Origin of the sequence: Deinococcus sp. AB2017081 (assembly GCF_034440735.1) — a bacterium.
Taxonomy (GTDB): Bacteria; Deinococcota; Deinococci; order Deinococcales; family Deinococcaceae; genus Deinococcus; species Deinococcus rufus.
In genome coordinates this window covers 3,536,281-3,550,585 of the sequence record NZ_CP140098.1, presented here as the reverse complement: position 1 = coordinate 3,550,585, position 14,305 = coordinate 3,536,281, and the positions used below count along the sequence as shown (strand labels likewise).

Below are 14,305 nucleotides of genomic sequence, written 5' to 3'. Positions count from 1 at the left end.
ACCGGGCCGAACTGTAGGGAGACGGTCAAGACCGTGGGGGACACGCTTCCCGGTGGGCGGTCGTATGCTGGTCGGCATGAACAGAACGCCATACAGCCGTTGGACTGCCGGGAGTGTGCTGTCCTGGGCGCTCGGGGTGACCCTGGGTGTCATCCTGGGCGTGGCCCTGCTGATCGCCACACCCATCATGATGCGTGCCGCCACGCCTGCCCCATCCGCGAATGCGGAGGCCGGCGAGCCTGCCCAGGCCGGATCGAACGCCGAGGCTGGAGCGAACAGTGCGTCCGGAACCGCTGGCGAGGCTGGTACGGACATGGCATCCGGTTCCAGCGGCGCGGCCGGCACGAACGCTGAATCCGGCGCGGGCGGCGAGTCCAGTTCCATGTCCGGTTCTGCCTCGACCGGCGCTGCCGCTGGGGAAGGGGCGACGCCCCCCGCCGCTCCGGCCACTGAGGGCGCGGCCCCGGCCGCTGGCGCGTCGGGCGACGTGCAGGCCGGACAGACTGTGTACGCGGCCAACTGCTCGGGCTGCCACGGCGAAAACGGTCAGGGTGTGGTCGGGCCGAGTCTGGTGACCGCTGACGGCCCCAAGGCCTGGACGGACGCCCAGTTCCTGGCCACCCTGCGCGAGGGCAAGACGCCCGAGCGCCAGCTGAGCGCGGCCATGCCCCGTTTCAGCGAGGCCCAGATCAGCGACGCCCAGGTCGTGAACCTGCACGCGTACATCAAGACCCTGAACTGATCGGTTCTCCAGTCACGGGGCAGGGGGAAGATGGACGTCGCCGTTCCATCTTCCCCCTCTGTGCTACCCCCGGTCGCCCACGTGGATCGCCGCGATGCCGAAGGTCAACAGGCGGTAGCGGGTGCGGAAGCCCGTGGCGCGCATGAGCTGGGCGAGCTGCTCGGGCGGGGGGAAGGCCAGGACGCTCTCGGGCAGGTAGGTGTAGGCCCCGGCATTGCCGCTGATCAGGCCGCCGATGCGCGGCAGGACATGCTGGAAGTACACGCGGAAGACGCTGCCCAGCAGCCCCGGGCGTGGGGGCGGAAACTCCAGGATCACGACCCGGCCGCCCGGTGCGAGCACCCGCCAGAACTCGGCGAGGCCCTGGGCGTAGTCGGCAAAGTTGCGGAAGCCGAACGCGCACGTGATCGTGTCGAAACTGCCGTCGGGATAGGGGAGGGCCAGGGCGTCCCCTTCTTCCAGCACGATGTCCAGATGCCGGGCGGCAGCCTTCTGGCGGCCGATGGCGAGCATCTCGGGGACGAAGTCGCTGCCGGTCACGGCCACCTGCGGGGCGCGGGCCTTGAGTTCCAGCGCGAAGTCGGCGGTGCCGGTCGCCACATCCAGAATGCGCTGCGGGTTCAGGGCCAGCGCCTCCTGCGCGGCGGCGCGGCGCCACCCGCGATCCACCCCCAGGCTGAGCACCCGGTTCAGCAGGTCGTAACGGGGCGCGATGCTGGCGAACATGGCCTGGACGTCCTGGCCCTTGTCCTGCTTGTCGCCCACGGGCGGCCGGTTCGTCATGACCCCGATGATAGACGGCGCAGGCCGGGACAGACCGGACGCCCTACGCCAGTCTCAGCAGGCCCGCCGGGGTGGGGATGAAGCCACACGCGGCGTAGAAGTCCGTCAGGTGCGGCTCGAAGTCCACGTGCAGCCACTCCAGGCCGCCGTGTGCGCGTGCGGCCTCTGCGGCCCGCTGCACGAGCTGCACGCCGATCCCGCGCCGCTGCCACTGCGGATGCACGGTCGTGTCCAGCAGGAAGGCGTGCACGCCGCCGTCCCATGCCACGTTCACGAAGCCCACCAGCACGTCCCCGTCGTGGGCGGTGATCCACGTCAGGCTGCGCTCCAGCACCGGCCCCCACCACGTTCCGTCGGCGCTGCCGCCCCATGCGGCCTGCCGCAGCACACCCAGTGCCGCCAGATCGGGCCACTCGCGGACGCGGTATGTGGTCAGGAGATGATCCCCAGCGCCCGCCCGACCTCGGCATAGGCCTGGAGGGCGTGATCGAGGTCATCCTTCGTGTGCTCGGCGGTCACGATGTTGCGGATCCGGGCCAGGTCGCGCGGCACCGTGGGGAAGCCCAGGCCGACGGCAAACACGCCCCGGTCGAACAGCAGGCGGCTGGCCTCGAAGGCGGCGGTGGCCTCGCCGAAGATGACGGGCGTGATCGGCGTGGTGCTGCCGAAGGTGTCGAAGCCCAGGGACTTCAGCTCGGCCTTGAAGGAGCGCGTGTTGTCCCACAGGCGCTCCATCAATGTGGGGTCGCGCTGCACCTCCTCCAGCGCGGCACTGAGCGCCCCGACCGTTGCGGGGGCCTGCGCGGTGCTGAAGAGATACGGGCGGGCCCGGTTGATCAGCAGTTCCCGCAGGCTGGCATGCCCGGCCGCGTAGCCGCCCACCCCGCCCCACGCCTTGCTCAGCGTGCCCACCTGGATCACGTCGTCGGCGTACTCGAAGCCGAAGTGGTGGACGGTGCCGCGTCCCTGGGCCCCCATGACGCCGCTGCCGTGGGCGTCGTCCACGTACGTGACCGCGCCGTAGCGCCGGGCGACCTCGACCAGCCTGTCCAGCGGGGCCACGTCGCCGTCCATGGAAAAGACGCCGTCCGTCACGACCAGCTTCAGGCCGTCCGTGTCGTGTTCCTTCAGCAGGCGTTCCAGATCGGCCGGATCGGCGTGCCTGTAGACCTTCTTGGTCGCCTTGGTCAGCCGCAGGCCGTCGATGATGCTGGCGTGGTTCAGTTCGTCGCTGATCACGAGGTCGCCCTCTTTCAGCAGCGCTCCCAGCACACCCTGGTTGGTGGTGAAGCCGCTGTGCAGCACCAGGGCGCTGCCCGTGTGCTTGAAGGCCGCGATCTGGGCCTCGAAGTCCTCGTGAATCCGCAGGGTGCCCGCGATGGTTCGCACCGCGCCGGCTCCCGCACCCCACTTCTCCAGATATTCAGCAGCCCGCGCTTTCAGCGCCGGATGATCGGCAAAGCCCAGGTAGTTGTTGCTCGCCAGGTTCACGACCTCGCGCCCGTCGACCCGCGTGCGGGCACGGCTGGCGCTGTCCAGCACCCGTGGGTGGATCAGCAGCCCGCTCGCGCGCAGGCTGCCCAGCTCGGCATTCAGACGGTCGTGCAGACTCGTGGACATACGGGCAGTGTAGGGTCGGAGGGCCGGGCGCGTCCGTGGAGCGGAGACGGAGTCGCCCGCTACAGCGTCTGCACCTGCGGCGCGACCTGCGTGCCCAGCAGGGTCACGGAACGCAGCATCTGGGCGTGCGGCATCAGCACGTTCGTCATCTGGAAGGTCAGGCGATCCACTCCGCCCAGCGCGCCGTGCACGTGCCGCACCTTCGCGGCCACGGTGTCCGGTGCACCGATCAGGTACGGCCCCCGTGGCCCGCACGCGGCGTCGAACTGGGCCCGGTTCGGCGGTGCCCAGCCCCGCTCGCGTCCCAGGGTCTCCAGCATCCGTGCGTAGCCCGGCCAGAAAGCGTCCCGGGCCTGGGCGTCGCTGTCGGCCACGAAGCCGAAGGCGTGAACACCCACGCGCAGCGACTCAGGGGCGTGCCCGGCCTGCGCTCCGGCCTTGCGGTACAGATCCACCAGAGGCCGGAAGTGCTCGAACGCCCCGCCGATGACCGCCACCATCAGTGGCAGGCCCAGCAGGCCCGCCCGCACGAAGGACTCCGGTGTGCCGCCCACGCCCACCCACACCGGCAGCCGCTCCTGATACGGGCGCGGGTAGACGCCCTGCCCCCTCAGCGGGGCGCGGTGCCGGCCCGACCAGTGCACGTGGGTCTCCTCCCGCAGGCGCAGCAGCAGCTCCAGCTTTTCCTGAAACAGCGAGTCGTAGTCCTGCGTATTCAGCCCGAACAGCGGGTACGCCTCGACGAACGACCCGCGCCCCACGACCAGCTCGGCCCGCCCGCGCGACAGCAGATCCAGCGTCGCGTACTGCTGGAACACGCGCACCGGGTCATCCGCGCTCAGCACCGTCACGGCGCTGTTGAGCCGGATCCGGGTCGTCCGCGCCGCCGCGGCTGCCAGGATCATGCCCGGCGCAGAATCCAGATATTCCGGTCGGTGGTGCTCGCCCACCCCGAAGGACTGCACGCCGCTCGCATCGGCCACCTCGATCTCCTCCAGCAGGTTCGCCAGCCGGTCGGCGGGCGACAGCGTCACCCCGGTCAGCGGGTCGGACACCACGGCGGCAAAGCTGTCGATTCCCAGTTCCATACTTCGGAATATAAACCAATTGGAAAAGAAAAGCTGTGGGCCGGGAACCTCCATGTGGAGGTTCCCGGCCCGTGTGGTGAAGGTTACTGGCTGGTCACCGGCGTCGGCAGGTGCAGGGTCGTCCGGTTCAGGGACGAACTGCTCAGCGTCCGCTGGTACGTGGCCGTGTCACGCGGCAGGTAGACGTAGTGCTCGGCGCGTGACCAGCCGCTCTTCAGCGTCCAGGTCTGGTGCATGTTGGGCGTGGTCGTCGTGAAGTCCACGGTCACGTCGGCGCTGGCGTAGGCCACGCGGTCGTGGCTCAGCAGGGCCAGCTCCTCGCCGGCGTCGCGGGTGCCGTTGGTGTTGGCGTCGCGCCACATCAGCCAGTGCAGCAGCAGCACCTTCGTGCCGGCGGCGCTGACCGTCGGTGCAGCGGTCGTGCCCGCCGGGATCAGTGTCTCGACCGCCACGGCCTGCGCCGACGTCGCCGTCCAGCGGGCCGGATCGACCTCGGCCGAGGTCTTGCCGACGCCCACGCTGATCTGATACACGCTCTGGCCGCCCTCGGTGAGCAGGGTCAGGTAGGCGTTCGCGGGGGCGGCGGGGAAGCGCACCTCAGCCCCGGTGGGCAATGGGGGCCGTCCACCGTCCGGCGTGCCCGTCGTGGCCGCTCCACACGCGATCAGGCCCAGGGGCAGCAGGCCCAGCAGACCGGTCATCAGTCTCCGCTTCATTTCAGGCCTCCGTTCGCGCCCATGCTCGTCAGGCGGTCACTGTCCGGGTGCAGGCGGATGGCGATGGCCTCGTCTGCCGCCGGCACGGAATTCATGGTCACCACGAAGCGGTTCGGCGTGTCGCTGGGCTGCAGCACCTCGTGGCGCACCACGCTCCACCCGGCCACGCGCGATCCCGTCTCGGCCGAGCGGCTGTCGGGGCTCGTGAACGAGTACGTGAAGGCGCTGCTCGCGTAGCTGTAGAGGTCGTGTGTCCTGTGCAGTTCCTCGGTGGTCTCCGGCAGGCTGTTGCCGTTCGTATCGCGGAACAGCGAGAAGTAGACGTTGCAGGTCTTCACGGTGTCCGGCGTGACCACCACGTTCTGCATGCCGGTCGTCTCGCCGCCCTTGAACGGCAGCACGCACTTCGCGTTGGTCTTCAGCGCGTTCAGGGCGGAGCCGTCCATGCTGATCGTGCCCGTGCTGAGGGTCGTGGTGTTGTACGTGCTCAGGTAGCCCGTGCCCAGGAGCTTCGCCTTCGCCGTGACCTCTGGACTGTCCTGCTCGAAGTAGAACGCGGCCAGCCGCAGATCCGGCGTGACCGGCGTCGCCGGGAACTGGAAGTTCAGTGTCACCGGCGGCACGTACGGCGGGTAGGGGCGTGGGCATGCCGTCAGCAGGGTCAGCAGCGCCACGCCCGTGCCTGCCACCCTCACCGTCCTTGCACCATTGGATGTGTTCACATGACCACAGTACAGGCGTCTCACAAACCCCCGTGCTGCAGATGAGCGGAACTGACCGGAAGCTGACGGAGCGGGGGAAACGGGCAGAGGGCAGACCCCCAGGGCCGCCCTGGGGGTTCAATCGCTTCTCGCTTTGCTCGGCCCTCCGGGAGTCGATGACCTTGCGGCGCAGGGCGGCCTGCGCCTTCATTGCCTACTCGCTCCGCTCGCCGCCCTGTGGGCGTGGCATAAAACCCCCGGGGCGGCTCGGGGGTTCATCCGCTTCTCGCTCCGCTTGGCCCTGACGGGCGGCGATTACCGGTTCATAATATGAATCGCCTGCTTGTGCACTGCCTCGGCGGCCTCCAGCACGCTCTCGCCCAGGGTCGGGTGGGCGTGGATGGTCAGGGCGATGTCGCTGGCGGTCGCGGCCATCTCCAGGGCCAGGCCGGCCTCGCCCAGCAGGTCAGAGGCGTGGGGCCCCACGATGTGGACGCCCAGCAGCAGATCGGTGTCGGCCTCCACGACCATCTTCACGAAGCCGTCGGTGGCTTGGAGGGTCATGGCGCGGCCCGAGGCCGACAGGGGGAACACACCGGTCTTGACCGTGTAGCCCTTGTCCTTCGCCTCCTGCTCGGTCAGGCCCACCCACGCCAGCTCGGGGCTGGTGTACACGACGCCGGGAATGGCGACGGCGTCCTGCTCGGCGGGCTTGCCGGCAATGACCTCGGCGGCGACCAGACCTTCCTTCATGGCCTTGTGGGCCAGCATGGGGTTGCTCGCCACGTCGCCCACCACGTAGATGTGGGGCACGTTGCTGCGCTGCTTCGTGTCGGCGGGAATGAAGCCCCGGTCGGTCACGTGCACGCCGGCCGCCTGGGCGTTCAGGCCGTCGGTGCGGGGACGGCGCCCCACGGCGACCAGCACGCGGTCGAAGACCTCCGTGGTCTTCGCGCCGGTCTTCACGTCCTCCAGCTCGACGTGGATGCCGTCGGCCTTCTTCTCGGCCTTGTTGGCCTTGGTCTGCACGGCGATCTCGATGCCCTGCTTCTTCATGATCTTGGAAAATTCCTTGACGGCGTCGGCGTCCGCGCCCGGAATCACGTTGGGCAGGAACTCGATGACCTTCACCTTGCTGCCCATGTTGTTGTACACGTGCGAGAACTCGAAGCCGATCACGCCGCCGCCCACGCACAGCATCCGCGCGGGCACCGGATCGGGCACGACCAGCGCGCCGGTGGAGTCCACGATGTGGATCTGGTCGACGTCCAGGCCCGGCAGTTTCGCGGGTTCGGAGCCGGTGGCGATGATGAAGTTCGCGGCGGTGTAGGTCTTGTCCCCGACCTTGACCGTGTGGTCATCGACAAAACTGGCCTGCCCGATCAGGTGCGTGACCTTGTTGGCCTTGAACAGCGCGCCCACGCCGCCGGTCAGCTTCTTGACGATGCCGTCCTTCCAGCCGTTCAGTTTGGCGATGTCGAGCTTCTGCTCGCCGAAGGTCAGGCCGAAATCGGCGGCATGGCGGGCGGCGGCGATCTGTTCTCCGGCGTGCAGCAGCGCCTTGGTGGGAATGCACCCGACATTCAGGCACACGCCGCCCACGGCCTCGCGCTCGGCGCAGGCGACCTTCAGGCCCAGCTGCGCGGCGCGGATCGCGGCGTGGTATCCGCCGGGCCCAGCACCGATCACGAGCACGTCGTAGTCATAGGATGTCGTCATGGACGCAGTCTACCGCCGGCCCTGGTGAGCCGTCACTGACCTGCCGCCATAGCCGGACACGGGGGATTCACAAGTGGGGCTGGTCAGTTCGGGCTGAGCTGCGACACCGGCACGATCGCCGCGAAGTTGCCCACCATGCGGCCCTGGTGCAGCCTGGGTGTACCGGTGATCTGCACCTCGACCTCGCTGCCGTCGGCACGGCGCAGGCGGGTGCGGTAGGTGTTGCTCCGGCCTTCCCGCCGGGCGTCCCGTGCCTGTGTCAGGTGCGTGTGGTCCTCGGCCACCGTGAAGTCGAAGGGCGAGCGTCCCACGATCTCGGCGGCGGGGCGGCCCAGCAGCGCGGCGTAGGCGCGGTTCACGTACACGAAGCGCCCACTGCTGTCCAGCACGGTCAGACCGTGCTCGACGCTCTCCATGACCTGCCGCGCGAAGTCAAGTTCCTGCGCGTAGGACTCCTGCAGCAGGCGGTAGCCGCGCACCACGCGGATCACACGCTGGGCCAGCCAGAAAGCGAGTCCCTGCACGCCCAGCAGCGGCAGCAGCACCCAGTATGCGGCCGGGCGCGGCACGAGCAGGGCGACCAGAAAGCTGTCGAGGATCAGCAGCCCGAAGAGCACATAGGCCCATCTGAGCTCGAACTGACCTGGCCTCATTCTCTCATTCTCATCTTCGGCACTGACATTGTCCTTACGTCAGCCTTGAACAACCCGGCGGGTGGTTCCCGCTCCAGTCCGTCTGGGCGTCAAGCCCGCCCGTCACAGCGGCGGGGCCGGCGCCGCCCTATCCTGTGGGCATGACCGCGCCCGAGCCGACCGCCCCCCAGACCGGGCCGCACATCCACCTGCCCGACGGCTCCTGCTGCAAGCCCACCAAGTTCGCGCACCTGCACCAGCACACCCAGTACTCGCTGCTTGACGGCGCGGCCAAGCTCAAGGAACTCCTGAAGTGGGCCAAGGAGGTCACGCCCGAGGGCTGCACGCCTGCCCTGGCCATGACCGACCACGGGAACATGCACGGCGCGGTGCACTTCTACAACTACGCGACCGGCATGGGCGTCAAGCCGATCATCGGCTACGAGGCCTACGTGGTGCCAGGCGAGGGCACGCGCCGCGACCGCACCCGCGGCCAGGACGGCGAGAAGGGCATCTTCCACCTGACGCTGCTCGCCCGCGACTTCGAGGGTTACCAGAACCTGTGCCGCCTGAGCAGCCGCGGGTACACCGAGGGCTACTACTACAAGCCCCGTATCGACCACGAACTGCTGCGCGAGCACCACAAGGGTGTGATCGCGTTCAGTGGCTGCCTGGGCAGTGAAGTCCAGCAGCTGCTCCTGCAGGGCCGCGAGGACGACGCCAAAAAGCGCCTGCTGTGGTACCGCGAGCTCTTCGGCGAGAATTATTTCATCGAGATCCAGGATCACGGGCTGCCCGAGCAGAAGCGCAACAACCCCATCCTGAAGGCCTGGGCGAACGAGCTGGGCATCGGCATGGTCGCCACGAACGACGGGCACTACGTGAAGAAGACCGACGCGACCGCGCACGAGACGCTGCTCGCCATCCAGACGAAGGCCACGCTGGCCGACGAGAACCGCTTCAAGTTCCCGTGCGACGAGTTCTACGTGAAGGATCTGGAGGAGATGCAGCGCGCCCTGCCGCTCGCGGAGTGGGGCGCGGAGGTCTTCGACAACACCTCGCTCGTGGCCGACATGTGCAACGTCGAGTTGCCGGTCGGCAAGAAGCGCGTGTACCAGATGCCCGCCCTGCCGATCCCGGAAGGCCGCACCATGGCCGAGGAACTGCGCGTGCAGACGTACGCCGGGAGCCTGCGGCGCTACCCGCACCACGTCACCGAGGCGCTGCTGCGCGAGTACGCGACCCGCTCGCTGGCCGCGCTGGAGCCGGAGGAGCGCGAGCGGGTCACGCGGCGCACGGACGGCTGCGACGCCAGAAGTTGTGACCTCGACACCCTGCTCGTCCTCGTGGCGTTCCTGGGCAGCGAGTGGGAGGCGCGCGGCAAGGCCGCCGGTGAGAAGTACACCAAATACCCTGCGCTGGAGGTCATGGAGGCCGGAGCCGAGAGCGGCCCTCTGCCGGACTACGCGTGCACCGACTGGCAGCGCAGCAAGGGGGAAGCCAGCGACACGGCCATCCAGCTCGACCCCGGCAGCGAGGAGGAGACCACCTGCCGCGCGCACCACACGCACGCGCTGGTGCTGCTGCGCCGCGCCGAGTACGAGCTGAGCGTCATCAACAACATGGGCTTCCCCGACTACTTCCTGATCGTCGCGGACTACATCAACTGGGCGAAGGATCAGGGCATCAGCGTGGGGCCGGGGCGCGGGTCGGGCGCAGGCTCGCTGGTGGCGTACGCCATGCGGATCACGAACCTCGATCCCCTCGAGTTCGAGCTGCTGTTCGAGCGCTTCCTGAACCCCGACCGCATCTCCATGCCGGACTTCGACATCGACTTCAACGACGCCCGCCGCACGGAAGTGATCCAGTACGTGCAGGACAAGTACGGCGAGGACAAGGTCGCGCAGATCGCCACCTTCGGGACGATGGCCAGCAAGGCGTGCCTGAAGGACGTGGCGCGCGTCATGGGCCTGGAGTACGCCAAGGTCGACAAGGTCTCCAAGCTCATTCCCATCAAGTTCGGCAAGAGCTACTCGCTGGAACAGGCCCGTGACAGCGTGCCGGACATCCAGCAGTACCTCGCCGAGGACGCCGAACTCCTCAAGGCGTACGAGTTCGCGCAGCAACTGGAGGGTCTGACCCGCCACGCCTCCGTGCACGCCGCCGGGGTGGTCATCGGCAAGACGCAGCTCACGGACCTCGTGCCGGTCATGCGCGACACGAGCGGCGCGGGCATGGTCTGCCAGTACGACATGAAGGCCGTCGAGGACATCGGCCTGATCAAGATGGACTTCCTGGGGCTGCGCACCCTGTCGTTCCTCGATGAAGCCAGGCGGATCATGCGCGAGTCGAAGAACGTCGACATCGACTTCGACACCATCCCCTTCGACGACAGGATCACGTACGACCTGATGAGCCGCGGCGACACCAAGGGCGTGTTCCAGCTCGAAGGCGCGGGCATCGCCGACGCCAGCCGCCGCCTCAAGCCCCGGCGTCTGGCCGACATCATCGCCCTCTCGGCCCTGTACCGCCCGGGCCCCATGGAGAACATCCCCACCTACGTCCGCCGCCACCACGGCCTGGAGGAGGTGGACTACGTCCGCGACGGCTTCCCCACCAGCGCGAAGTACCTGGAGAAGATCCTCGCCGAGACGTACGGCATTCCCGTGTACCAGGAACAGATCATGCAGATCGCCTCTGAGGTCGCCGGGTTCTCGCTGGGCGGGGCCGACCTGCTGCGCCGCGCGATGGGCAAGAAGGACGTGGCCGAGATGGCCAGGCAACGCGACCTGTTCGTGGAAGGTGCGAAAGGGAATAACGTTCCGAAGGACGAGGCGAACAAGCTCTTCGACCTGCTGGACGCCTTCGCGAACTACGGCTTCAACAAGTCGCACTCGGCCGCGTACGGCGTCATCACGTACCAGACCGCGTGGCTCAAGGCGAACTATCCGGTCGAGTTCATGGCCGCGCTGCTGACCGTCGAGCGCAAGGACAGCGACAAGGTCGCCGAATACATCAGCGATGCCCGCAAGATGGACGTGCGCGTGCTGCCGCCGGACATCAACCGCTCGGCCGCGGACTTCGCGGTGCAGGGCGAGGAGATCCTGTTCGGCCTGTACGCCATCAAGGGCCTCGGCGAGAACGCGGTGCTGAAGATCCTGGAGGAACGCGAACGCGCCGGGCGCTACAGGTCGCTGGCGGACTTCTGCTCGCGCCTGGGCAACAAGGTCTGCAACCGCAAGGCCATGGAAAGCCTGATCAAATCCGGGGCCTTCGACGCCTTCGGCGAGAGAAAGCAGCTCACCGAGAGCCTGGAAGAAGCCATGACGTGGGCGCAGGGGGCCGCGGCGCTGGCGAACAGCGGCATGGACGCCCTGTTCGGCGCGCAGGAGGTCGCCCCGGAACCCGGCCTGAAACAGAACGTCACCGGCTACACCGACCTCGAACGCCTGTCCATCGAGAAGGACGCCCTGGGCCTGTACATCAGCGGGCACCCCCTGGAGCAGCATGAGGGCCTGCGCGAGGCCGCCAGCTGCCGCATCAGCGATCTGGACACGTGGTTCCAGACGCAGAACGTCGCGCCCGGCAAGCGCATCAAGGCCGTCCTGGCGGGCATGGTCGAGTCAGTCGTCAAGAAGCCCACCAAGTCCGGGGGCATGATGGCCCGCTTCATCCTGGCCGACGAATCCGGCCAGACGGAACTGGTCGCGTTCTCCCGCGCCTACGACCGCATCCAGGACAAGCTGGTGAACGACACGCCCGCCCTCGTCATCGTCGAACTGGAAAGCGAGGACGGCGGCCTGCGCGCCATCGCCGAGGAACTCGTCAGCATCGAACAACTCGCGGAAGTCCCCAAGGTCATGTACGTGACCATCGACCTGGAAACTGCCAGCCCCGACGCCGTGGGCGAGTTCCAGAGTGTGCTGGACGAACACGCGGGCAGCATGCCCACATACCTGCGCCTGGAGACCCCCGAGCAGTTCGTGATCTACCAGCTCGACCACGGCATGGGCAGCCCCGACGCCATCCGCGTGCTGAACCAGACCTTCCCCTGGGCGGACGCGTATCTGGCCTATGACCAGCAGACCATCCTGGGCCGCTTCGCGCCGAAGCCCCCGGCGTGGATGAACAAGCAGCAGGGTGGGGGGATGCGGGCTTGAATTTAGAAGAGATACAACTACTCTCTGCTCAGGATTTGAGGAAACTCTATGAGGATTCCACAGGGCTATCTTGGGAAGAGGAGTTAGGCTCTGCTTGGCTGAATAAGAATCATGGAAGTTTTAATATTTTTTACAAACGACCGATTCTGACTGCCTCTGCATATGTAAATTTAAGCCAAAAAGCCAGTATTTTATCCCAGACTCACTGCCAGATTTGCAACTCTTCGGCTCCCATCGTAAACCTTCCTCTCAGAATTAAACCAGAATCTTATCAATATTTAAATTCCGCAAAGAAAAAAGCATTCAGGAGTGCAATAAGACATAGATTCAAGAGTCAGATGTCTTTTGAGAAATTTAATGGTGATGTCTGCATATCTGTAATTTTTGTCTGTAGTTTATCAAGACCGAAAAAAGATGTGGATAACTTGTCAAAAATGCTTTTGGACTCACTCAAGAACATCGTCATAGAAGATGATGGACGTGTTGTTCATCTTAGCGTGGCTAGGCTAGATCATTCAGGGGATGAAGAGTACATCCTGATCCGCATTGCAAATTCAAGCTTAAACGATAATTCAAACGTCGCTGCAAATAAGATGATTCATAGCTGGGGAGGAATGCCAGAACTAAAGATAGAAGATTATCTTTGAAATAACAGTTGCTTCAAATTCTCTATCCTCGCAACATGTCATGGATCTGCCCATGCCGGCGCTTGTGCGGGTGGGCTGGGGCAGGGGCGTGGGGCGGTTACTGCGTCCAGTCCTCCACCTTCAGGTTCGCTACGCAGCTGCCCGCAGTCAGGCGGGTCTTGATTCGCGGTCAGGTTTTTCCCAGATCCCGACGTTTACTGGGTGCTCTGGCGGCCCAACACAGTGTCGATGACCATCTGCACGAAAGCGTCATCCAGCGGTTCACGCGTGAACCAGCGACGGTAGAACAGTGGCCCCATCAGTTGGGCGGTCAGTGCGCTGTGATCGGCGTCTGGGGGCAGTTCGCCGCGTGTCCTGGCCCGCGTCATGATTTCCCGGAAGGGAGCCATATGGCCGCGCTGGATGCGGCTCAGGATGTCGGCAATGCCGGGGTCACGTTCGGCGGCGTCAATGACCGAGGGCAGCACGGTGGACCACCGTGCGGTGGTCAGCAGATGCGCCAGGGTCGTGAGTTGCGTGGTCAGGTCGCGGCGCACGTCGCCGGTGTCGGGGATGTCCTGGCGGTCGATGAGCTGGGCGCAGGCGTCGGTCAGCAGGTCGGCGCGCGTGGGCCAGTGGCGGTAGATGGTGGTCTTGGCGATCCCGGAGCGGCGGGAGACCTCATCGATGCTGACGCCACCTAGGCCGCTTTCGGTCAGCAGATCCAGTGTGGTGGCCAGGATGGTGGTGCGAGACCGCTGAACGCGCGGGTTTGTGGCGCTGCGATCCGGCGGGGGCGAACTGGGGGAGATGACGGGAGGTGGTTGTGCCATGCCTTGATTCTCACCTCCTCAAACACTACGCTACCGTAGCGTATCGTACGCGCCCCGATGAACCGTATCCCCGCTGGAGGATCGTATGAAAGTCGCTTCACTGCGAATTATTACCGACGATATCAGGCGCATGGTGCCGTTCTACGAAACCGTCACGGGTCTCAGGGCCCGGTGGGCGAACGACCACTTTGCTGAACTGGTCACGCCTACCTTCACCGTGGCGATCGGCAGTCGCCGCACCATGCCGGTGTTCAGTGACGGTCCACTGCACACCGACAACTGCAGCCCCCTCCTTGAACTTCTGGTGGATGATGTCGACCATGAATACGAACGCCTCAAACCCCTGGTAGGCGAGTACGTCATGGAGCCCACCACGCAACCGTGGGGCAACCGTTCCATCATTTTCCGCGATCCCGACGGCCACCTGCTCAACCTGTTCACCCCCGTGACCGAGCAGGCCCGACAGAAATTCGGGGCGTGAGTCGTCAGGCGCGTCAGCCACCGCACCTTGACACTGGCTACAGGCGAAGCGGTATCTCTTCGTCGCACCGGTGCGTGACCTCGACCTTGCTGTAGGGCAACTGAAGCTCCTGTGGGATGCGGATGGCCTGGCTGTTACCGCTCTTTGAAGGTTCGGGATCGGGTCATCGGGTTACCGCTGGGGCAACCCCATTCTGTATTTACA

At 66.2% G+C, this 14,305-nt stretch carries 13 protein-coding genes; 4 read left to right on the top strand and 9 right to left on the bottom strand.

Annotated features, from left to right (window positions below):
* Positions 1–76: 76 nt before the first annotated feature.
* A complete protein-coding gene (locus U2P90_RS17310) occupies positions 77–742 on the top strand; it encodes a c-type cytochrome (RefSeq protein WP_322473105.1) in 666 nt (221 codons plus the stop codon).
* A gap of 63 nt (positions 743–805) precedes the next feature.
* Here U2P90_RS17310 and ubiE read toward each other — a convergent pair whose 3' ends face one another.
* The 8 genes from ubiE to U2P90_RS17270 form a co-directional block, all read right to left on the bottom strand.
* Complete coding sequence (gene ubiE / locus U2P90_RS17305; RefSeq protein WP_295821758.1) at positions 806–1,525, bottom strand: bifunctional demethylmenaquinone methyltransferase/2-methoxy-6-polyprenyl-1,4-benzoquinol methylase UbiE; 720 nt, start codon at positions 1,523–1,525, stop codon at positions 806–808.
* A gap of 43 nt (positions 1,526–1,568) precedes the next feature.
* Complete coding sequence (locus U2P90_RS17300; protein WP_322473104.1) at positions 1,569–1,913, bottom strand: GNAT family N-acetyltransferase; 345 nt, start codon at positions 1,911–1,913, stop codon at positions 1,569–1,571.
* 44 nt (positions 1,914–1,957) lie between these two features.
* Positions 1,958–3,145, bottom strand: coding sequence for a BioF/Kbl family PLP-dependent acyltransferase (locus tag U2P90_RS17295; protein WP_322473103.1), 1,188 nt, complete (start codon positions 3,143–3,145; stop codon positions 1,958–1,960).
* A gap of 59 nt (positions 3,146–3,204) precedes the next feature.
* Positions 3,205–4,233 (bottom strand): Atu2307/SP_0267 family LLM class monooxygenase, encoded by a 1,029-nt coding sequence (locus U2P90_RS17290; RefSeq protein WP_322473102.1) that lies wholly within the window; start codon positions 4,231–4,233, stop codon positions 3,205–3,207.
* A gap of 83 nt (positions 4,234–4,316) precedes the next feature.
* Complete coding sequence (locus U2P90_RS17285; RefSeq protein WP_322473101.1) at positions 4,317–4,949, bottom strand: hypothetical protein; 633 nt, start codon at positions 4,947–4,949, stop codon at positions 4,317–4,319.
* On the bottom strand, positions 4,946–5,638 hold the full coding sequence (locus U2P90_RS17280; protein WP_322473100.1) for a hypothetical protein: 693 nt from the start codon (positions 5,636–5,638) through the stop codon (positions 4,946–4,948). Before U2P90_RS17280 ends, U2P90_RS17285 begins: the two co-directional genes overlap by 4 nt.
* A 327-nt stretch (positions 5,639–5,965) precedes the next feature.
* On the bottom strand, positions 5,966–7,369 hold the full coding sequence (lpdA, locus tag U2P90_RS17275) for a dihydrolipoyl dehydrogenase (protein WP_322473099.1): 1,404 nt from the start codon (positions 7,367–7,369) through the stop codon (positions 5,966–5,968).
* 83 nt (positions 7,370–7,452) lie between these two features.
* A complete protein-coding gene (locus U2P90_RS17270) occupies positions 7,453–8,022 on the bottom strand; it encodes a PAS domain S-box protein (RefSeq protein WP_295821774.1) in 570 nt (189 codons plus the stop codon).
* A gap of 140 nt (positions 8,023–8,162) precedes the next feature.
* On the opposite strand from U2P90_RS17270, the gene dnaE reads away from it, so the two are divergent.
* Positions 8,163–12,161 carry a DNA polymerase III subunit alpha gene (dnaE, locus tag U2P90_RS17265; RefSeq protein ID WP_322473098.1) on the top strand — a complete coding sequence of 1,333 codons (3,999 nt, stop codon included), beginning with the start codon at positions 8,163–8,165 and terminating at the stop codon, positions 12,159–12,161.
* The gene (locus tag U2P90_RS17260; RefSeq protein WP_322473097.1) at positions 12,122–12,808 is read left to right on the top strand and encodes a RusA family crossover junction endodeoxyribonuclease; all 687 of its coding nucleotides are present in this window, start codon (positions 12,122–12,124) and stop codon (positions 12,806–12,808) included. The genes dnaE and U2P90_RS17260 overlap by 40 nt, the downstream gene beginning before the upstream one ends.
* Before the next feature lie 194 nt (positions 12,809–13,002).
* On the opposite strand, the gene U2P90_RS17255 is transcribed toward U2P90_RS17260, so the two are convergent.
* Positions 13,003–13,620, bottom strand: a complete 618-nt coding sequence (locus U2P90_RS17255; protein ID WP_322473096.1) for a TetR/AcrR family transcriptional regulator — start codon at positions 13,618–13,620, stop codon at positions 13,003–13,005.
* An 85-nt stretch (positions 13,621–13,705) separates the two neighbouring features.
* Here U2P90_RS17255 and U2P90_RS17250 point away from each other — a divergent pair, with 85 nt between their 5' ends.
* Positions 13,706–14,101: a VOC family protein gene (locus tag U2P90_RS17250; protein ID WP_322473095.1), complete on the top strand. Its 396-nt coding sequence runs from the start codon at positions 13,706–13,708 to the stop codon at positions 14,099–14,101.
* The last annotated feature ends 204 nt before the right edge of the window (positions 14,102–14,305 follow it).